The sequence below is a fragment of the Vibrio sp. A1-1 genome, assembly GCF_021728175.1.
Lineage (GTDB): Bacteria > Pseudomonadota > Gammaproteobacteria > Enterobacterales > Vibrionaceae > Vibrio > Vibrio diabolicus.
The window spans coordinates 55,763-75,186 of sequence record NZ_JAKKCL010000015.1 but is presented as its reverse complement, the minus strand read 5'-3'; the positions used below and the strand labels follow the sequence as shown (position 1 = coordinate 75,186).

At 46.7% G+C, this 19,424-nt stretch carries 19 protein-coding genes and 3 tRNA genes; 13 read left to right on the top strand and 9 right to left on the bottom strand.

All coding sequences use genetic code 11. The features are described 5' to 3' along the window. Positions 1-49: 49 nt before the first annotated feature. From L3V30_RS18955 to orn, 4 genes are all read right to left on the bottom strand, one after another. Positions 50-125, bottom strand: a tRNA-Gly gene (locus L3V30_RS18955). A gap of 30 nt (positions 126-155) precedes the next feature. Beyond that, positions 156-232 (bottom strand) — tRNA-Met (locus L3V30_RS18950). Between the two features lie 42 nt (positions 233-274). Next, a tRNA-Gly gene (locus tag L3V30_RS18945) sits at positions 275-350 on the bottom strand. A gap of 156 nt (positions 351-506) precedes the next feature. After that, positions 507-1,052, bottom strand: a complete 546-nt coding sequence (gene orn, locus L3V30_RS18940; protein WP_005395387.1) for an oligoribonuclease — start codon at positions 1,050-1,052, stop codon at positions 507-509. 127 nt (positions 1,053-1,179) lie between these two features. Here orn and rsgA point away from each other — a divergent pair, with 127 nt between their 5' ends. The 4 genes from rsgA to L3V30_RS18920 all read left to right on the top strand — a co-directional run bounded on the left by rsgA (position 1,180) and on the right by L3V30_RS18920 (position 5,821). Next, a complete protein-coding gene (gene rsgA / locus L3V30_RS18935) occupies positions 1,180-2,244 on the top strand; it encodes a small ribosomal subunit biogenesis GTPase RsgA (RefSeq protein WP_005395388.1) in 1,065 nt (354 codons plus the stop codon). Positions 2,245-2,360: 116 nt separating this feature from the next. Further along, on the top strand, positions 2,361-3,218 hold the full coding sequence (gene asd, locus L3V30_RS18930; protein ID WP_005395389.1) for an archaetidylserine decarboxylase: 858 nt from the start codon (positions 2,361-2,363) through the stop codon (positions 3,216-3,218). Positions 3,219-3,385: 167 nt separating this feature from the next. Next, the gene (locus tag L3V30_RS18925) at positions 3,386-4,801 is read left to right on the top strand and encodes an SLC13 family permease (protein WP_012841332.1); all 1,416 of its coding nucleotides are present in this window, start codon (positions 3,386-3,388) and stop codon (positions 4,799-4,801) included. A gap of 132 nt (positions 4,802-4,933) precedes the next feature. Beyond that, entirely contained in the window at positions 4,934-5,821 is an 888-nt protein-coding gene (locus L3V30_RS18920; protein WP_237309536.1) for a DMT family transporter, read from the top strand. 82 nt (positions 5,822-5,903) lie between these two features. Here the strand turns inward: L3V30_RS18920 and gpmM are convergent, their stop codons facing one another. After that, on the bottom strand, positions 5,904-7,436 hold the full coding sequence (gpmM, locus tag L3V30_RS18915; RefSeq protein ID WP_005395398.1) for a 2,3-bisphosphoglycerate-independent phosphoglycerate mutase: 1,533 nt from the start codon (positions 7,434-7,436) through the stop codon (positions 5,904-5,906). A 533-nt stretch (positions 7,437-7,969) separates the two neighbouring features. Between gpmM and L3V30_RS18910 the strand changes: the two genes are divergently transcribed. The 5 genes from L3V30_RS18910 to L3V30_RS18890 all read left to right on the top strand — a co-directional run bounded on the left by L3V30_RS18910 (position 7,970) and on the right by L3V30_RS18890 (position 12,421). Then, positions 7,970-8,404, top strand: a complete 435-nt coding sequence (locus L3V30_RS18910; protein ID WP_005395399.1) for a rhodanese-like domain-containing protein — start codon at positions 7,970-7,972, stop codon at positions 8,402-8,404. A 247-nt stretch (positions 8,405-8,651) separates the two neighbouring features. After that, on the top strand, positions 8,652-9,116 hold the full coding sequence (secB, locus tag L3V30_RS18905) for a protein-export chaperone SecB (RefSeq protein WP_005395400.1): 465 nt from the start codon (positions 8,652-8,654) through the stop codon (positions 9,114-9,116). A 195-nt stretch (positions 9,117-9,311) separates the two neighbouring features. Further along, on the top strand, positions 9,312-10,349 hold the full coding sequence (gpsA, locus tag L3V30_RS18900) for an NAD(P)H-dependent glycerol-3-phosphate dehydrogenase (protein ID WP_006743122.1): 1,038 nt from the start codon (positions 9,312-9,314) through the stop codon (positions 10,347-10,349). Positions 10,350-10,427: 78 nt separating this feature from the next. Then, positions 10,428-11,249 (top strand): serine O-acetyltransferase, encoded by an 822-nt coding sequence (cysE, locus tag L3V30_RS18895; RefSeq protein WP_005395410.1) that lies wholly within the window; start codon positions 10,428-10,430, stop codon positions 11,247-11,249. A 26-nt stretch (positions 11,250-11,275) separates the two neighbouring features. Beyond that, positions 11,276-12,421, top strand: coding sequence for a murein hydrolase activator EnvC (locus L3V30_RS18890; protein ID WP_048626686.1), 1,146 nt, complete (start codon positions 11,276-11,278; stop codon positions 12,419-12,421). Positions 12,422-12,496: 75 nt separating this feature from the next. On the opposite strand, the gene L3V30_RS18885 is transcribed toward L3V30_RS18890, so the two are convergent. The 4 genes from L3V30_RS18885 to epmA form a co-directional block, all read right to left on the bottom strand. Next, the gene (locus tag L3V30_RS18885) at positions 12,497-13,453 is read right to left on the bottom strand and encodes a DHH family phosphoesterase (RefSeq protein WP_237309534.1); all 957 of its coding nucleotides are present in this window, start codon (positions 13,451-13,453) and stop codon (positions 12,497-12,499) included. A gap of 144 nt (positions 13,454-13,597) precedes the next feature. Next, positions 13,598-14,233, bottom strand: a complete 636-nt coding sequence (locus L3V30_RS18880; protein ID WP_005395413.1) for a TetR/AcrR family transcriptional regulator — start codon at positions 14,231-14,233, stop codon at positions 13,598-13,600. Positions 14,234-14,254: 21 nt separating this feature from the next. Beyond that, positions 14,255-14,629 (bottom strand): VanZ family protein, encoded by a 375-nt coding sequence (locus L3V30_RS18875; protein WP_237309533.1) that lies wholly within the window; start codon positions 14,627-14,629, stop codon positions 14,255-14,257. 9 nt (positions 14,630-14,638) lie between these two features. Next, entirely contained in the window at positions 14,639-15,610 is a 972-nt protein-coding gene (epmA, locus tag L3V30_RS18870; RefSeq protein WP_237309532.1) for an elongation factor P--(R)-beta-lysine ligase, read from the bottom strand. Positions 15,611-16,045: 435 nt separating this feature from the next. On the opposite strand from epmA, the gene frdA reads away from it, so the two are divergent. From frdA to frdD, 4 genes are read left to right on the top strand one after another with little or no spacing between them, the layout of a single operon-like run. Further along, positions 16,046-17,845, top strand: a complete 1,800-nt coding sequence (gene frdA / locus L3V30_RS18865) for a fumarate reductase (quinol) flavoprotein subunit (RefSeq protein WP_047010259.1) — start codon at positions 16,046-16,048, stop codon at positions 17,843-17,845. Next, complete coding sequence (locus tag L3V30_RS18860; protein WP_005381489.1) at positions 17,845-18,603, top strand: succinate dehydrogenase/fumarate reductase iron-sulfur subunit; 759 nt, start codon at positions 17,845-17,847, stop codon at positions 18,601-18,603. The genes frdA and L3V30_RS18860 overlap by 1 nt, the downstream gene beginning before the upstream one ends. Positions 18,604-18,605: 2 nt before the next feature. Then, entirely contained in the window at positions 18,606-18,989 is a 384-nt protein-coding gene (gene frdC / locus L3V30_RS18855; RefSeq protein WP_237309531.1) for a fumarate reductase subunit FrdC, read from the top strand. A 10-nt stretch (positions 18,990-18,999) separates the two neighbouring features. Continuing rightward, positions 19,000-19,377 carry a fumarate reductase subunit FrdD gene (gene frdD, locus L3V30_RS18850; protein ID WP_005395421.1) on the top strand — a complete coding sequence of 126 codons (378 nt, stop codon included), beginning with the start codon at positions 19,000-19,002 and terminating at the stop codon, positions 19,375-19,377. Positions 19,378-19,424 lie beyond the last annotated feature (47 nt).

Genomic DNA, 19,424 nt, shown 5'->3' with positions numbered 1-19,424 from the left:
CCCCGCGTCCGTATTGTGTCACCGTTAAGTACCGTGAGAACTATGAAACTGGAGCGACACACGAGGTTCGAACTCGTGACCTCAACCTTGGCAAGGTTGCGCTCTACCAACTGAGCTAGTGTCGCATATCAACAGCAATCGCTATTGATAGAATTTGGTTGCGGGGGCCGGATTTGAACCGACGACCTTCGGGTTATGAGCCCGACGAGCTACCAAGCTGCTCCACCCCGCGTCCGTATTGTGTCACCGTTAAGTACCGTGAGAACTATGAAACTGGAGCGACACACGAGGTTCGAACTCGTGACCTCAACCTTGGCAAGGTTGCGCTCTACCAACTGAGCTAGTGTCGCATCAACAACGTTTCCGCTGTTTAGGGCTGAGAATTATAAGAGCATTTTTTTGTGATGCAAGTCCTTCCTTCAAAAAAACTTTATTTTTTTACTGAACGATGAAAAAGCAATCAAAAGCGATATAAATTACAACAATTTGGATCGCAACCTTAACAGTTAAATCTTGAAAATAGTACCACGATAGTACTTAAGTTCTGCAATCGACTCGCGAATGTCGTCCAAGGCCAAATGTGTTCCCTGTTTTGTGAACCCATTTAATACTTCAGGTTGCCAACGACGCGCCAATTCTTTAAGAGTGCTGACGTCAACATATCGGTAATGAAAGAACTCTTCTAACTCCGGCATGTGTTTGTACAAGAAGCGACGATCCTGCCCAATGCTGTTACCACATATTGGCGACGCCCCTTTCGGCACCCATTTTTCTAAGAATTCAATGGTTTGTGCGACCGCATCTTGTTCTGAGATTTTACTGTTGCGAACGCGTTCCACCAAGCCGCTTGCCGTATGCGTATTGGTGCACCAATCGTCCATTTTCGCTAGCTCTTCTTCCGGCTGATGAATCGCTAATACTGGACCTTCAGCTAAAATATTTAGTTCGCTATCCGTGACAATAGAAGCAATTTCAATGATTTTGTGCGTTTCAGGATCAAGCCCTGTCATCTCTAAATCAACCCAAATTAGGTTTTGATCGCTAAAGGACATGGTTACGCCGCCTATTTGTTTATCGATAAAAGAGGTACTATACCTCAAAATACGGGAAACACGATACTCACGCAGAGCCAAGATCACGGCTCAACCATTTGAGTAAATTCACATAAAGTACAGAATTGTGGCAAAGAAGAAAAAGTTAACCAAAGGTCAAGTGCGACGCGTACGCAGCAACCAACAAAAGCGTTTAAAAAAGCAAGAAGAGTCCATCCAGTGGGATGAAAACATGCTAGGCGCAAGCAAACAAGGTCTCGTGATCACTCGTTTTGGCCAGCACGCGGATATTGAAGACCTTGAAACAGGCGAGATTCAACGCTGTAACCTTCGCCGTGGTATCGAATCTTTAGTATCTGGCGATCGAGTTTTATGGCGCGAAGGCTTGGAGTCTATGGCTGGCATTTCTGGCGTTGTTGAAGCGGTAGAACCTCGTTCTTCAGTGCTCACTCGTCCAGATTACTACGATGGCCTAAAGCCCGTAGCTGCCAATATTGATCAAATGGTCATTGTCTCCTCGGTACTGCCCGAGCTATCACTGAATATTATTGACCGTTACCTCGTAGCATCAGAAACACTGAATATCGCACCATTGCTGGTCTTAAACAAAGTCGATCTTCTAGAAGCCGATGATCGTGCAATGTATGAAGAATGGCTCAAAGAATATGAACGCATTGGCTATAAAGTGCTTCTGGTCAGCAAGAAATCTGGAGAAGGCATTGCTGAACTAGAAACTCTGCTGCGTGACCGAATTAATATCTTTGTTGGTCAATCAGGCGTAGGGAAATCCAGCTTAGTCAACGCGTTAATGCCGGAACTAGAGAGCGAAGTTGAAGAAGGCGAAGTTTCCGAGAACTCAGGTTTAGGCCAACACACCACGACAGCAGCGCGCTTGTATCATATTCCGACGGGTGGCGACTTGATCGACTCGCCTGGAGTGCGTGAATTTGGGCTTTGGCATTTGGAAGCAGAAGAAGTAACGAAAGCATTCGTTGAATTCCGACCATACTTAGGCGGTTGTAAGTTCAGAGATTGTAAGCACAATGACGACCCTGGCTGCCTTCTACGTGAAGCTGTTGAGAAAGGGGAAATCAACGAAACTCGCTTTGAAAACTACCATCGCATTTTGGAAAGCATGGTTGAAAACAAAGCAAACCGTCAGTATTCACGCAATAAGAAAGCCGATCTGTAATTAAGTTAAGACTGTAACTGTGTAAAAAGTCTTCACCTAATACTGACAAGCAAATTAAATTTCAGTAACATCACGCGCCCTAAAGCGCGAATCTAACAGAAGTATCGGAATTAAAGATGGACAAGTTTAAAGTTGGACTGCAGTACTGGATCCCACAACACGGCCTCACTCGCCTAATGGGTAAACTGGCTTCAGCAAAAGCTGGCGGTCTAACAACAGCAGTTATTCGTTGGTTTATCAAACAATACAATGTGAACATGGATGAGGCGAAGCACTCAGATCCTAAGCATTTTAAAACGTTCAACGAGTTTTTCGTTCGTGAGCTAAAAGAGGGCGCACGCCCAATTTCTGAAGGCGAAAACGTCATCACTCACCCAGCCGACGCTTGTGTTAGCCAATTTGGCCCTATTGAAGATGGTCAACTTATCCAAGCAAAAGGTCATCACTTCTCAGCGCAAGAACTGCTGGGCGGTGACGCGAATTTAGCAAACGAATTTAAAGATGGATCTTTTGCCACGCTGTACCTGTCTCCGCGCGATTACCATCGTGTACACATGCCGTGTGACGGCACACTGCGCCAAATGATTTACGTGCCTGGTGACCTGTTCTCGGTAAACCCACTTACGGCAGAAAACGTTCCAAATCTATTCGCACGTAACGAGCGTGTGGTGTGTATCTTTGACACTGAGTTTGGTCCTATGGCACAAGTGCTTGTTGGCGCAACCATCGTAGGTAGCATTGAGCAAGTATGGGCTGGCACGATCACTCCGCCTCGTGGCAATACTGTCTACAAATGGGATTACCCAGCTGAGGGTGACAAGGCCGTGATCTTGAAAAAAGGCGAAGAGATGGGCCGCTTCAAACTGGGCTCTACTGTTATTAACCTGTTTGCCAAAGACGCGATTGAGTTTGACGCAAGCATGGAAAACGGTAAGCCAACCGTAATGGGCACACCTTACGCCTTGAAAAAATAAACAAAACCCCGTTAAAAGAGCCCTTTCTCAAGGGCTCTTTTTATTGATAAAAAGCAAAATTCCGTTCAAAATTTAGCCTCTATTTCTCAAACTCATACCTGCCTCTAAGACCTTCATTCCACAATCAATTATCCTGCGCTTAGGATGAATATTTAGAGGGGCAGCCAATGCCAAAGATGAGTGTAAACACGCTGGCGAAATTGCTGGTGTGCTTTTTAATTCCGCTCGGTGTTTTGATGATGCCGATTGATGCTATTCCTATTGATGATCTTACTTTAATTCAGCATCGCCTGTTAGCTATTTTTCTTCTTGCTGCCCTACTTTGGGTTCTTGAGCCGGTCCCCGTTTTTGCTACGTCCATTCTTATTATCGCTCTTGAACTGATCATGATATCGGATAAAGGTTTGCATCTATTTCGCAATCCACCAGCGGGGCATGATTTAGGAGAGTTAATTGCTTACACTGATATTTTCTCTGCCTTCTCTTCACCGATCATTATTCTTTTTATGGGTGGGTTTGCCCTCGCCATCGCGGCTTCCAAATACGAACTCGACAACAATCTCGCCCGAGTACTACTAAAACCATTCGGCACACAACCTAAGTTCATCATGCTGGGTTTGATGCTCATTACCGCCGTTTTTTCAATGTTCATGTCCAACACTGCCACGACGGTCATGATGTTGGCGCTGCTCGGTCCAATCGTCGCTTCTGCACCTAAAGGGGATCTAGGGATTAAAGCGCTGGTGCTGTGCATTCCAATTGCCGCGAATACTGGCGGCATTGCAACTCCGATAGGCACGCCACCTAACGCAATAGCGCTCCAATACCTCACCGGAGAAAACGCCATAGACTTCCTATCCTGGATGACAATGGGCCTACCATTTGTGCTGATACAACTCACTGTTGCTTGGTTTTTGTTGCAGAAGCTGTTTCCGTCCAGCGAACCAGAAATGAAACTAAAACTGGATGGTACGTTCAAAAAGAGCTGGCGCGCGATCGTCGTCTACATCACTTTTGCACTAACCATTGTGCTTTGGATGACGACAAAAGTGCACGGCATGAACACGTATGTTGTTGCGATTATCCCGCTGGCGGTGTTCACGTTAACGGGCATTATGGGAAAAGAAGAACTCAAGCTGATTAACTGGGATGTTTTATGGCTGGTTGCCGGTGGTATCGCAATTGGTATTGCCTTAGACAAAACAGGCTTAGCCGAAGCATTAGCACACGCCATTGATTACAGCTTACTATCACCATTTGCCGTTGTCTTTGCCCTATCGGTCGTATGTTGGTTAATGGCGAACTTTATGTCTAATACCGCAACGGCAAACTTATTAATGCCTATTGCTGCCGCTATTGGTACATCCATGCCAAGCCTTATTGCGGTTGGTGGCCTACAAGGTTTACTGGTTGTCGTCGCATTCTCCGCATCACTTGGCATGATCTTACCGGTTTCCACGCCACCAAACTCTTTGGCTTATTCAACAGGTCTAATCGAGAGCAAAGACATGGCGAAAGTGGGGCTGATTCTTGGTTTGATTGGTCTATTTATCGTGTATGGCGCAGTTCTGGTGCTGTTTTAATCGATAAGCTCCGTGACAGAGCTTGTTGTCATGGAGCTGTTCGCCAGCTATTGCCCTCACAGAGCAGCTTTTACATCCATTAAATTTCGTGCATATTAAGATTCCTCTACTCTACAAGGACGTCGACACATCATGGGTTACGAATGGCTTGCTTTATGTGCCGCTTTTTTGTGGGCAGTTTCTAGCCTTATTTCTGTCATTCCTGCACAACACCTAGGCGCTTTTTCTTACAGCCGCTGGCGCATGGGCTGTACGGCCGTGATCTTATCAACAATGGCCTGGATAACTGGCGGCTGGTTAACGGTTTCTTGGGAACATGTAACGCCAATGATGGCGTCGGGTCTGATTGGAATTTTCATCGGTGATACCGCTCTGTTTGCGTGCTTGAATCGTATGGGACCAAGACAAGCCGGACTACTGTTTTCCTGCCATGCGGTATTCTCGGCCATTTTGGGCTACTTCTTATTTAGTGAAGTCATGACCACAATAGAACTACTGGGCTCATCATTGGTATTTAGCGGCGTGGTGATGGCGATATTCTTTGGTCGAAGAGGCCAAGTGAATAACGTCTTGGAAGACATTAAAGGTAACATCTGGGTGGGCATTGGACTTGGCTTAACCGCAGCAATGTGCCAAGCATTGGGCGGCATCATCGCCAAGCCAGTAATGCAAACCAGCATTGACCCCGTTGCGGCTTCTGCTATTCGAATGATCAGTGCATTTTTCGCCCACAGCATGTTGTTAGTTCTGGGGGTCAAAATCGCTCGCTCGACACAACACATTACTTGGCGAATATTTGGTATTACTGCGCTTAACGGTTTCTTGGCGATGGCCGTCGGCATGACGCTGATCTTATACGCACTGCAAGAAGGAAATGTAGGTATGGTTGCACTGCTATCTTCAACCACGCCAATTATGTTGCTACCGCTACTCTGGATTTACACTAAACGCCGACCAAACCGATTTGCATGGTTGGGCGCAGCCCTAGCTGTGATTGGTGCTGGCATTTTGGTTCAATAACCTTACAGACCAGCCCTTGTTGCCAGATACAAAAAAGCCCGAGTTTAAACTCGGGCTTTTGTCATTCTGAGCAGTTAGTTAATTATTTAACTAGCACTTCACCCGTCATTTCTGCTGGGATTTCTAGACCTGCTAGAGAAAGCATGGTTGGTGCAAGGTCAGACAGTTTGCCGCCTTCTTTGAACTCAACCGCTTTATCACCTACGTAAATAAGAGGAACCGGTAGGTTAGTGTGCGCTGTGTGAGTACCACCCGTTTCTGGGTCAACCATCATTTCTGCGTTACCGTGGTCCGCAGTGATCAGTAGCTGACCGCCAACTTCTTTGATTGCTTCAACTACTTTGCCAACACTTTCATCTAGCGCTTCGATTGCTTTCTCAGCTGCTTCGTAAACGCCAGTGTGACCAACCATATCTGCGTTCGGGTAGTTACAGATGATAGTGTCGAACTTACCAGACTTGATCGCCGCAACCAGTTTCTCTGTAAGCTCAGGGGAGCTCATTTCTGGCTGAAGGTCGTAAGTGGCTACTTTTGGAGAAGCAACAAGCTGGCGCTCTTCGCCTTCAAATTCGTTTTCAACACCGCCGTTGAAGAAGAAAGTCACGTGTGCGTATTTCTCTGTTTCAGAGATACGTAGCTGAGTTTGACCTTGCTTAGACAGCCACTCACCGTACGTGTTTTCTAGAGACGCTGGTGGGAATGCGATTGCTAGAGGGATATCTGCCGCGTATTGAGTCAACATAACGAAGTTAACTGCCGGGAATACCGCACGCTCAAAACCATCAAAGTCAGGCACGAATGCGCGAGTGATTTGACGAGCACGGTCAGCACGGTAGTTCATGAAGATAACCGCATCACCGTCTTGCATGATTGCGTCTTCTTCGCCTTCCGCTTTAATTGCTGTCGCTTTCACGAACTCATCGTTCTCTTCACGAGCGTAAGCGGCTTCTAGACCAGCAACGGCGGTTTCTGCTGTAAACTCAGCTTTCGCTTGAGTCAGAAGATCGTAAGCCACTTGAACGCGATCCCAGTTGTTGTCACGGTCCATAGCGTAGTAGCGACCTACTAGAGAAGCAACACGACCTTTACCTAGTTTCGCGAATAGATCTTGGAAACGTTGTAGCGAGTTTTCAGCACTACGTGGTGGCGTGTCACGACCGTCTAGGAAACAGTGTAGGTAGATTTTCTCAGCGCCACGAGCCGCTGCCATTTCAACCGCTGCGTAGATATGGTCTTCATGAGAGTGTACGCCACCTGGAGACATCAGACCCATGATGTGTACCGCTTTCTCTGCTTTAACAGCAGCATCAACTGCTTCAACAAGCGCTGGTGTTTCAGCGAACTCACCGTCAGCGATCGATTTAGTGATACGAGTTAGATCTTGGTATACAACGCGACCTGCGCCAATGTTAGTGTGACCAACTTCTGAGTTACCCATTTGACCATCAGGAAGGCCAACATCCATGCCTGAAGCAGAGATTAGAGTGTGTGGGTTATTCGCAATCAGAGCATCCATTACTGGTGTTTTCGCATTCGCAATTGCGTTACTTGCTGTGTCTTCACGGTAACCGTAACCGTCAAGGATAACTAGAGCCAGTGGCTTCTTAGCTGACATAGTGATGACCTCATCAAATTTAAGTAACTTTTGGCGTAGGGCCTCGCTGCCCTATCTAACCTTGAAACAAAACTAGCGTAATTTTACTACACTTTTTAACCAAAACTGTAGGTTAAGATCAAATAATGTTTGCGATTTATTGTTGCTATCTTACAAGTTAAGCGAACAACGAGTCAGTGCCGACAAACGTGTTCCACAAGCATAGTCATTCCTAATACGCTTTGTACACCCCAGTCTATGTTCGGTTTTCTTACTTTTTGCACCTGAAACAGCGCTTATTTAACGCATTATCGAACAAGATTGGTTAGTACCTATTGTTCGCTTTTTTCGGTAAAACAAAAGTCACTTAAGTCGATAAATCCAATAGGCAAAAACAATCAAGCTACCATAGTTCAATGCACGGATGGCAATAACATAAAGGGTTTATAGAGATCTCAATTATTCGTTAGAAAATTTTAACCCTCTCGCCTAAGAGGCTTAACCCCGCTATACTCCTGCTTTATTTTTCCGCCAACAGCGTAAGAGCTCAAGACATGCAAGAGTACATTGAATTTTTCCAACAGAACATGATTCTATCTTTGGTTTGGGTAGGTCTTCTTGTCGCCTTTATCATGAACATCGTGAAGTCAGCGACGGCCGCATACAAAGAAATCAACGTAAACCAACTGACTCATCTTATGAACCGTGAAAACGGCGTTGTAGTGGATATCCGCACAAAGGACGAGTTCAAAAAAGGTCATATCACCGACTCACTTCACATTTTACCGTCAGATATCAAAGCGGGTAACTTTGGTAGCCTTGAAAACCACAAATCAGACCCAATCATTGTGGTATGCAAGACAGGGCAAAACGCTCAAGAAAGCGCGAACCTATTAGTAAAAGCAGGCTTTGAAAAAGTAAGCCTACTGAAGAACGGCTTGATTGCATGGAACGAAGCGAACCTGCCTTTAGTTCGTGGTAAAAAGTAATACCCGGCAGCTTCGATAACGGGGCAGAGGCAAAAGATAAGGTACGCATTCCAGCGTGTTTTTGCCAAGCTTCGTGGATAATAAACTGAGCAAATTGAAAGCAGTTGAAGCATTAAGTTGTGACGCTTTGCACGTAATACACGCTTCATCTAGTCAAGGTAGATTGGCTCAGTTAGTCTCGGGACATACCAGTTTTCTGAGTTTAGACGTTTCTAGGCTCTACAAATATTTATTTAAGGATTAAAAAATGGCTGAAGCAGCACCTCAAGAAGCACAACAAAACTTCGCAATTCAACGCATCTTCCTAAAAGACGTTTCTTTCGAAGCGCCAAACTCTCCAGTAATCTTCCAAAAAGAATGGAACCCAGACGTTAAACTAGACCTAGACACTCAAAGCCGTGAGCTTGGTGAAGGCGTTTACGAAGTGGTTCTACGTCTAACTGTAACTGTGAAGAACGAAGAAGAAACAGCGTTCCTATGTGAAGTTCAACAAGGTGGTATCTTCACTGCTGAGCAAATGGAAGCAGGCCAACTTGCACATTGCCTAGGCGCATTCTGCCCGAACATCCTATTCCCATACGCTCGTGAAACTATCTCAAGCCTAGTGGTTAAAGGTACGTTCCCTCAGCTGAACCTAGCGCCAGTTAACTTCGACGCGCTATTCATGAACTACCTACAACAGCAAGCTCAACAAGGCGAAGCTGAAGCGTAATTCACGTTTTGTAAGTGACGAATAGCCTGAGTGCTGACGTCACCGACTCTAATAAAATGCACAGAGCGTCTACCATCCGATGCAATGTGCATTTTTTATTTCTGACAAAAGTTCCTAGTTCCTAATCGCCAGAAGGCGTAAAATTTGACGATTAGGAACTAGATTCTACTAGTAGAAAGACAATTAGGCGGTAGCATGACACAAGCAAATACAAACAATGCTTACGGTAAAGACATCGCAATGACGGTGATTGGCGCAGGTTCATACGGTACCTCTCTGGCGATCTCACTCGCTCGTAACGGCGCGAACGTAGTCCTTTGGGGACACGAGCCTGAGCACATGGCACGTTTAGAAGCGGATCGCGCGAACCACGCTTTCTTACCTGGTGTTGATTTCCCTGAAAGCTTGATCATTGAATCGGATTTAGAAAAAGCCGTACAAGCAAGCCGAGATTTATTGGTTGTGGTTCCAAGCCATGTTTTTGGCATCGTACTGAACAGCTGTAAGCCTTTCTTACGTGAAGACTCTCGTATCTGCTGGGCAACCAAAGGTCTTGAGCCAGAAACGGGTCGTCTGCTGAAAGACGTCGCTTATGACATTATCGGTGAAAACTACTCACTGGCTGTATTGTCTGGCCCAACGTTCGCCAAAGAGCTCGCGATGGGCATGCCTACTGCAATTTCAGTTGCTTCTCCAGATGCTGAATTTGTCGCTGACCTACAAGAAAAAATCCACTGCAGCAAAACCTTCCGCGTGTACGCCAATAGTGACTTTATCGGCATGCAATTGGGCGGTGCGGTGAAAAACGTTATCGCAATTGGTGCGGGTATGTCTGACGGCATCGGTTTTGGAGCCAACGCGCGTACTGCATTGATTACTCGTGGTTTGGCCGAAATGAGTCGTCTTGGTGCTGCGCTTGGTGCAAAACCAGAAACCTTCATGGGTATGGCTGGTTTGGGCGACCTTGTCCTAACGTGTACCGACAATCAATCACGCAACCGCCGCTTTGGTTTAGCGCTAGGTCAAGGTAAAGACGTCGACACGGCACAAGAAGAAATTGGCCAAGTCGTAGAAGGCTACCGCAACACGAAAGAAGTATGGATGCTCTCTCAACGCATGGGTGTTGAGATGCCAATTGTTGATCAAATTTATCAAGTATTGTATCAAGGGAAGGATGCACGCCTGGCAGCGCAAGATTTACTTGCTCGTGACAAAAAAGCCGAAGGAAAGTAGCACTCTACGCCCCTTCGCACCTCATCTGAGAAGAATAGAAGTTGTCGGGTCACGGAAGAACCACTCAGGATATTGAGAATGAAACACTGCGAAAAACAAAAAGTCTGGAACAGAATTGTCTCAGAAGCCCGCGAAATGTCAGAGCAAGAGCCAATGCTGGCCAGCTTTTACCATGCCACCATCATCAAGCATGAAAGTTTCTGTGCCGCGCTCAGCTACATTTTGGCAAACAAGTTAAACACGGCATCGATGCCAGCAATGGCAGTACGTGAAGTGGTAGAAGAAGCGTTCTCTGCTGACCCAACCATTACCGATTGTGCCGCTTGTGACATTTGTGCCACGGTTAATCGCGACCCTGCAGTTTCGATGTACTCTATGCCGCTGCTGTACTTAAAGGGCTACCACGCTCTGCAAGGCTACCGCGTGGCAAACTGGCTATGGAAGCAAGGGCGCCATGCACTGGCCACCTACCTGCAAAACCAAATTTCGGTTGCGTGTCAGGTAGACATTCACCCGGCAGCACGCATTGGTAGCGGCATAATGCTCGACCACGCAACGGGGATCGTCATCGGTGAAACTGCAGTTATCGATAATGACGTCTCAATTCTACAAGACGTTACCTTAGGCGGTACGGGTAAAGAGTGCGGCGATCGTCACCCGAAAATCCGTGAAGGTGTGATGATTGGTGCAGGTGCAAAAATTCTTGGCAATATCGAAGTGGGCGAAGGCGCGAAAATCGGTTCTTGCTCTGTGGTATTGCAAGCAGTACCACCACACACAACTGTGGCGGGGGTTCCTGCGAAAATCGTCGGTCGTCCAAAAACGGACAAACCTTCTCTCGATATGGATCAAGGCTTTAATGGTAAATCACAAAGCTTTATCCATGGAGATGGTATTTAATCGTCAACAAACCTTTTGACAACAACGTGGTAGGTAAATCTCAAGTGCGAAAACAAAATCACCCTGTTCTACGCTCGGCTATTTTATTAACTTGTGCTTTATCTGCCACATACCCCCTCGCCTCTTCTGCCGCTAGTCAACAAGAGCTCAAAGGCGTATCAAGTGAGATAAGCCGTCAACGCAAATCTCTCTCTTCCCAAGAAAAGCAACTCAATGAGCTACAAAAATCGCTCAAAGAGCAAGAACTTGGCATTTCTAAACTTGAGCGCGAAATAAGACAAACCAAATCTGAGCTGGCACAAGCAGACAAAAACATAGACAAGCTAGAAGAGAAAATTGCCTTGCAAGAAGCGCAGCGCCAAGAGCAAGAGGAAGAGCTCAAACAGTTGCTGCAAACGTATTACGTGACCGAACGAGCGAAAGCCAATGGTCACTTGTTGAATCAAGGTGTGGAAGAAGACCGCATGAGTCAATACTTCCAGCACTTAGCCAAAGCGCGTGCGGAAGTGATTGATGCAATCACCAAAACCACTCAAGAATTGGCACACAACAAAAACCAGCTTGAGCTAGAAAAAGAGCAAATCGAGACGTTACTCAAACAGCAATCTGAGAAACGTACGGCGCTGGCAAGTACACAATCCAAACGTAAGCAAACCCTGAATAAAATTCAGAGCAGTATCAAGAACGATAAACGCTACCTTGCTGAACTGCAGCGCAACGAAACACGCCTAAAAGCCGAGATCGCCAAAGCGGCTAAGCGTAATGCCGTGCCAATGGACGGACTGGGCAAACAGCGCGGTAAACTGCCATGGCCACTCAAAGGTCGTGTATTACACAACTTCGGTACTCGCCAAACCGGGCAAGTAAACTGGAAAGGCATGGTGCTTGCGGCCAACTATGGTCAACAAGTGAAAGCCGTTTACCCAGGCACTGTCGTATTTGCGGAGTATTTACGCGGGTATGGCTTAGTGGTATTGCTTGACCACGGCAAAGGCGACATGACGCTCTACGGCTACAACCAAGCGTTGACGAAAAAAGAAGGCGATCGAGTGACCGCTGGCGAAGTGATCGCTCTTGCGGGTGATACTGGCGGGCAAGATCGCGCATCACTCTACTTCGAAATTCGCCGCAACAGTGAAGCGCAAAACCCGAAATCTTGGTTGAAGCGCTGATTATTAGACTGATTACTCGCGGTAAAAACAAAGGAGCCGATTGGCTCCTTTGTTGTATTCAGATTTAGGAAAGTATTATGCGTAGTACGTTTCAACCGCATCAATAAAAGCACTTACATCATCTTTGCTTAATGTGTTGATGCCTGCCGCCGCTTCTCGGCCGCCACCAGTTGGAAACTGCCCACACACGGCAACGGCGCCTTGTTTGTTGTTCAACGGGGCACGTAGAGAGACCGTGTAAGTGCCATCTGCATTTTCGGTGAGTACTGCATGAGCAGAATCTGGGTTTTGATTTGCCAGCCAGTTGCCATACACACCGCTGATTCGACGTGATGCGGCCGTGTTTGGTAGCTCGAACAGCTTTAGCTTACCGCTCTCATGCGTGGCAGGTACTGCCAGAGCGGCATCCATATCTTGTTGGTAAGCAGACTGCAGTTGGTAGTAAGGCGAAGTTTTATCTTCAATTACATCAAATGGCGACGTGTACTTCAGCAAGGCTTGGTATAAATCCGCTGGATGGAAATGTAAGTCATCCACTTTCGAACCGTAACCGTTGTAATTAATCAAAGTGCCCAGCTCTTTAAGCTGCGCTTTCTGATCGTGTGACAAGCCTGCCTTGTCAGCCAATTCATCTGCTTTCGCGATCATGTTATCGCCATAAGCCGCCGTAATCGCCCATGTGTGAAAACGTCCATTTAGCAATTGATCGACAATCAACGCCGTACACATGTTGGCATCGAGATCGATGTGCGCATCCAAGTTGCCATGCTGAGGAATATCACCCGCCTTATGGTGATCGGCGTAAAACACGTGCGCGCCTTGAGACAATGCTTGCTCTAGGCCTACCATGTTCTTTTCCATCGAAATATCTAACACCGTTAGCTCATCACCCGCTTGCACGTCTACTTTTTCCACCAGCTTGATGTCGCGCTTTACACCAGTAATTAACTGAGCCTCGATAGGATCAGCCAAGCGTAATTGTAGAAGCGCAATGATGCCATCAGCATCGCCATTAAAAATGTCGTAATTCATGGAGCGATAGTTCCTTTATCGAGAGTCATATCCCAGAGAGGGCTGAACGGTATGAGGACTATTGTGCGTGGCATATTTGACAAGTCAACTCGAGCCACGACTCGAAAATGAGAGTGACTCTCGAAATATTAAGCAGTTTGGCGTTTAACTGTGTAGATTGCTGACCGCATCTTCCAATAACAGTAGCTGCTCTAACCCCTGCTCAGTTGCTAATGGCTTAACGACATTAAGCATCTGCAACATCCCTTGCTTCACCATTTGCTCAGTGATGCTGGTTTTCGAAGCCATTGCAGATTGATATGCCAACCAGCTACACGCAATCAAATGCAACGTACACACCAGTGACTTCAACTGCTGTTGATCAACATTAAGCAGCTTTAGCGATACAAACTCTTGCATGATCGCAATGAGGTTCGCTTGCAGCTTTTCTTGCACATCGATGTACTGCTCATGTAACTGCTCATCTCGTGACAAGATCTCAGGTAGATTCGCGTAGAAAAAGCGGTATTTCCACATTAGCGTAAAGATGGAGTCTAGGTAGCTCTTCAGCATAGTCAGGCTTTCTTGTGAGCCTTGAATAGGGGTAAATCTTTCTAAAAGTTCTGCTGAATAAAGCGCAAAGATCTCACGAACGATTTCTTGCTTATTACGGAAGTGGTAATACAGATTACCTGGGCTAATTTCGATGTGATCGGCAATGTGATTGGTGGTGATGTTGCGTTCACCATGTTGGTTGAACAACTCCAGTGCCGCGTAGACGATTTTGTCGCGCGTTTTCATTGTTATCGTGTTCCCTCTTCATTAACGAATCGAGTATAGCGACTTCACCAACCTAGGTCGATAGAGGCTCCAAATACGGTGACATAACAGACCAGTTAGAATACCCGTTGAGTTGGCGACAAGGTCTAACCAAGAAGTTTGTCTTCCGACATACCCTTGTAGCCATTCGATGGCAGCACTAAATAATAAGATACCAATCGCCACCGCCCAACGTTGACGCCAACGCCACACGCAAAAGCAACCTAAAAACGCAAATCCGCTGTACGCCATGGCGTGCTGCATTTTATCAAGATACGCAATGTTGCCCCAATCTTGCAACTCTCCCGAGCTCAACGATAAGTAAGCGATCAGTATTGCGTAGCTGAGAATGACCAAACGTGCAGCAGCCAAGTTCATTGAATATCCTTATGCGATTGGGAATGGAAAAGCCGTCACTTGATCAATGTGGTCACAGCCGAGCGCTAGCATGATCAAACGATCGATGCCTAACGCAACACCCGCACAATCTGGCAACCCTGCCTCCAATGCGGAGATCAAATGATAGTCGATTGGCTGCGGTTTTAAACCTATGTCGAGACGCTTCGCGTTATCTTGTTCAAAACGCGCCAGTTGCTCTTTCGGGTTATCGAGTTCATGGAACCCATTTGCCAGCTCAATTCCCTTAAAATACACCTCAAAGCGATCCGCAACACGATGGTCTTGAGGATTGATTTTCGCAAGCGCCGCCTGTGATGCCGGGAAGTCGTACACGAAAGCAGGCACATCCTGACCAATTTTGTGTTCGACTCCCACGCTAAATAGCAATTGCAGTAACGTATCGCGATCTTCTTCAGGCTCTGCAATGTCACTCAAACCCAGCTTGCTTGCCGCTGTTTTCAGCTCCGTCATCGAGCCTTCTAGTGGACACACACCCAACACATCAATGAAGGCTTGTTGATACGTCATGCGCTGCGCTGCACCACACTTCAATACCAGTTGCAACAGATCATCCATTTCATCCATCAATTTATGATGGTCAAAGCCAACGCGATACCACTCCAACATCGTGAATTCTGGATTGTGGTAACGACCATTTTCTTCGTTACGAAATGCTTTGTTGATTTGATAAATACAACCGCTGCCAGCCGCCAGCAGGCGCTTCATGTGGAATTCAGGGCTGGTCATAAAGAACAGCTTGCTACCATCGGCGTAACCCGGGCCAACAAACTCGGTTTGGAAAGTATGCAAATGAATGTCGGTCACGGTTGCGTGACTCATGGCTGGCGTGTCGACTTCCATCACCTGTCGATCAGCGAAGAATTGGCGAATCGACGCGATTAACGTCGCACGTTGACGAAGTTGGTCAATGGAAGCAGTAGGTTGCCAGTTGGTTTGCATAACAAGTCTCTCAAACTTTAATTCAGCGAGGAAAGTCTCATTCTACATGCTTTTTACTCTTCAAGAAGAGAGGAATATCCCTTCTTCTTTTTACTAACGTGCTCGCCTATTTGAGGCAAGTATTACTCGTGCCGCAGCACAAAAAACACTCAGTTAAAATCCTATTATCCATGCGGTTAATGTCACGCAACACAGGTTTAACATCCCTAATGTTAATGCTTGAGGGCCAAAACCTCGATGCCGTGATAGCAGTCACATAACCTATAAATTCTATGCCCTTAAGTGCATTACCGAAGCAAAAACCCAATTACATCAATTTTTCTGCCATGTGGCTCATCTACACTAACCCTACTACTTTTGGGGAGTTCTTTTTAAAGAGCGCCTCGTAATGACAATAACAAGCGGATTTCCGCAATCACACACTGGAGGATAACTGTGCAAATTATCACCACAGATATCGCAGTCATCGGCGCAGGCGGCGCTGGTCTTCGTACTGCTATTGCAGCGGCTGAAGCAAACCCAGACTTAGAAGTCGCTCTGATTTCTAAAGTTTATCCAATGCGCTCCCACACGGTCGCTGCAGAGGGTGGCTCAGCAGCAGTTATCAAGGATGAAGATAGCTTAGACAACCACTTCAACGACACTGTTGGCGGTGGTGACTGGCTATGTGAACAGGACGTTGTTGAATACTTTGTAGAGAACGCGACTCGCGAAATGATCCAAATGGAGCAATGGGGTTGCCCATGGAGTCGTAAAGAGAACGGTGAAGTCAACGTACGCCGCTTTGGTGGTATGAAGGTTGAACGTACTTGGTTCGCTGCAGATAAAACTGGCTTCCACATGCTTCATACGCTATTCCAGACATCCATGAAGTACAGCAACATCAAACGCTTTGATGAGTACTTTGTGGTGGATCTGCTTGTTGATGAAGGCGAAGTTCAAGGTCTGATTGCTATTCACATGTCTGAAGGCGAGCTTGTTACTATCAAAGCAAAATCTGTTGTTCTAGCAACAGGTGGCGCGGGCCGCGTTTACCACTGTAATACCAACGGCGGTATCGTAACGGGCGATGGTATGGCAATGGCTTACCGTCACGGCGTTCCTCTACGTGATATGGAATTCGTTCAATACCACCCAACCGGTCTTCCTGGCACAGGTATCCTGATGACGGAAGGTTGTCGTGGTGAAGGCGGTATCATCGTTAACAAGAACGGCTACCGTTACCTACAAGATTACGGCATGGGCCCTGAAACTCCAGTTGGCCAACCGAAGAACAAATACATGGAACTGGGTCCTCGTGACAAAGTTTCTCAAGCTTTCTGGCACGAACAACAGAAAGGCAACACCATCAAACACCCACTGGGTGACGTGGTACACCTTGATCTTCGCCACCTAGGTGAAGAGTACCTACAAGAGCGTCTACCGTTCATCTGTGAGCTAGCAAAAGCTTACGTGAACGTAGACCCTGCAAAAGAGCCAATTCCAATTCGTCCAACGGTTCACTACACCATGGGTGGTATCGAGACAAACGGCGGCTGTGAAACTCGCATTAAAGGTCTATTCGCGGTTGGTGAATGTGCGTCTGTTGGTCTTCACGGTGCAAACCGTCTAGGTTCTAACTCACTGGCTGAGTTCGTGGTATTTGGTCGCGTAGCGGGTGAAAACGCAGTGAAACGCGCTGAAGAATTCAAAGGTTGGAACGAGTCTGCAATCGATGCTCAAGTGAAAGCAGTTGAAGAGCGCATCGCCAAACTGATGAACCAAGAAGGTGATGAGAACTGGGCAAACATCCGCACGGAAATGGGTCATACCATGGAAGCGGGTTGTGGTATCTACCGTCAAGAAGATTTGATGCAAGAAACCATTAACAAGATCACCGAACTAAAAGAACGCTACAAACGCATCAGCATTAAAGACAAAGGCAAAGTGTTTAACACTGATCTTCTGTACGCAATCGAAGTGGGTTACGGCCTAGAAGTCGCAGAAGCGATGGTTCACTCTGCGATTCTACGTAAAGAATCTCGCGGTGCGCACCAACGTCTAGACGACGGTTGTACAGAACGTGATGACGTGAACTTCCTAAAACACTCACTTGCTTTCTACAAACCAGATTCAGCGCCAAGTATCGATTACAGCAATGTGACTATCACTAAGTCACAACCAAAAGCTCGTCTATACGGTGAAGCAGCAGAAAAAGCCGCAGCTGAAGAGAAGAACGCAGAGGAGCAAGCATAATGTCAGCAAATCGCATTCAAAAAGTAGACATTCTGCGTTATGACCCAGAAAAAGATGCAGAACCATACAAGCAAACATTCGAAGTGCCATTCGATGAAACCATGTCTGTGCTTGACGCACTGGGCTACATTAAAGATCACCTAGACAAAGATCTGTCTTACCGTTGGTCTTGCCGTATGGCGATCTGTGGTTCTTGCGGCATCATGGTGAACAACGTACCGAAACTTGCTTGTAAGAGCTTCCTACGTGATTACCCAGACGGTGTGACTATCGAGCCTCTAGCGAACTTCCCAATCGAGAAAGACTTGATTGTTGATATGACACCGTTCATCGAACGTCTTGAAGCGATCAAACCATACATCATTGGTAACGACCGTAAACCAGAAGACGGTACGAACTTGCAAACGCCAGAGCAAATGGCGAAATACAAGCAGTTCGCTGGTTGTATCAACTGCGGTCTGTGCTACGCGGCGTGTCCTCAGTTTGGTCTGAACCCTGAGTTCATCGGTCCTGCGGCACTAACGCTAGCGCACCGCTACAACCTAGACAGCCGTGACAACGGTAAAGATGAGCGCATGAAGCTTATCAACGGTGAAAACGGTGCTTGGGGTTGTACGTTTGTTGGTTACTGTTCTGAAGTTTGTCCGAAGAACGTTGACCCAGCAGCGGCAGTAAACCAAGGCAAAGTGGAGTCTTCTATGGACTTCGTGATTGCTATGTTGAAACCTGATGGTTCACCAAAGAAAGTGGAGGCATAAGGATGAGCAATCGTAAACCTTACGTTCGTGAAGTAAAACGCACTTGGTGGAAGAACCATCCTTTCTACCGCTTCTACATGCTACGTGAAGCGACTGTGCTGCCTTTGATCCTATTCACTCTGCTCCTAACTTTCGGTTTAGGTTGCTTAGTGAAAGGCCCTGAAGCATGGCAAGGTTGGTTGGATTTTATGGCAAACCCAATCGTAGTCGCAATCAACATCGTTGCACTACTAGGTAGCCTATTCCACGCTCAAACTTTCTTCAGCATGATGCCACAAGTAATGCCAATTCGTTTGAAAGGCAAACTAGTGGACAAGAAAATCATCGTATTGACTCAGTGGGCCGCGGTTGCGTTCATCTCACTGATCGTTCTCATCGTGGTGTAAGGAGCTGAGCATGAAACCGAATTATAGTGTAAACACATCACCAAAACGTTCTGATGAGCCAATCTGGTGGGGTCTATTTGGTGCTGGCGGTACTTGGTTCGCGATGATCACGCCAATCACGGTATTGGTGCTAGGTATCTTGGTCCCACTAGGCGTGATTGATGCTGAAGCGATGAGCTACGAGCGTGTCTCCGAATTCGCAACCAGTATCATCGGTGCGCTATTCATCATTGGCACCCTAGCTCTACCAATGTGGCATGCGATGCACCGTGTACACCACGGCATGCACGACCTTAAATTCCACACTGGTGTGATAGGTAAAATTGCATGCTATGCATTTGCAGGCCTCATTACTGCACTAGCCGTTATCTTTATCTTCATGATTTAAGATACTGACTAAAAAAGAAAAAGCTGGCTCTATGCCAGCTTTTTTAT

Bases quoted from the DNA above. Each gene is read 5' to 3' on its own strand.
- orn (WP_005395387.1), bottom strand. From the start codon at position 1,052: ATGTCCTTTAGCGATCAAAACCTAATTTGGGTTGATTTAGAGATGACA.
- asd (WP_005395389.1), top strand. From the start codon at position 2,361: ATGGACAAGTTTAAAGTTGGACTGCAGTACTGGATCCCACAACACGGC.
- L3V30_RS18925 (WP_012841332.1), top strand. From the start codon at position 3,386: ATGCCAAAGATGAGTGTAAACACGCTGGCGAAATTGCTGGTGTGCTTT.
- L3V30_RS18920 (WP_237309536.1), top strand. From the start codon at position 4,934: ATGGGTTACGAATGGCTTGCTTTATGTGCCGCTTTTTTGTGGGCAGTT.
- gpmM (WP_005395398.1), bottom strand. From the start codon at position 7,436: ATGTCAGCTAAGAAGCCACTGGCTCTAGTTATCCTTGACGGTTACGGT.
- L3V30_RS18910 (WP_005395399.1), top strand. From the start codon at position 7,970: ATGCAAGAGTACATTGAATTTTTCCAACAGAACATGATTCTATCTTTG.
- secB (WP_005395400.1), top strand. From the start codon at position 8,652: ATGGCTGAAGCAGCACCTCAAGAAGCACAACAAAACTTCGCAATTCAA.
- gpsA (WP_006743122.1), top strand. From the start codon at position 9,312: ATGACACAAGCAAATACAAACAATGCTTACGGTAAAGACATCGCAATG.
- cysE (WP_005395410.1), top strand. From the start codon at position 10,428: ATGAAACACTGCGAAAAACAAAAAGTCTGGAACAGAATTGTCTCAGAA.
- L3V30_RS18885 (WP_237309534.1), bottom strand. From the start codon at position 13,453: ATGAATTACGACATTTTTAATGGCGATGCTGATGGCATCATTGCGCTT.
- L3V30_RS18880 (WP_005395413.1), bottom strand. From the start codon at position 14,233: ATGAAAACGCGCGACAAAATCGTCTACGCGGCACTGGAGTTGTTCAAC.
- L3V30_RS18875 (WP_237309533.1), bottom strand. From the start codon at position 14,629: ATGAACTTGGCTGCTGCACGTTTGGTCATTCTCAGCTACGCAATACTG.
- epmA (WP_237309532.1), bottom strand. From the start codon at position 15,610: ATGCAAACCAACTGGCAACCTACTGCTTCCATTGACCAACTTCGTCAA.
- L3V30_RS18860 (WP_005381489.1), top strand. From the start codon at position 17,845: ATGTCAGCAAATCGCATTCAAAAAGTAGACATTCTGCGTTATGACCCA.
- frdC (WP_237309531.1), top strand. From the start codon at position 18,606: ATGAGCAATCGTAAACCTTACGTTCGTGAAGTAAAACGCACTTGGTGG.
- frdD (WP_005395421.1), top strand. From the start codon at position 19,000: ATGAAACCGAATTATAGTGTAAACACATCACCAAAACGTTCTGATGAG.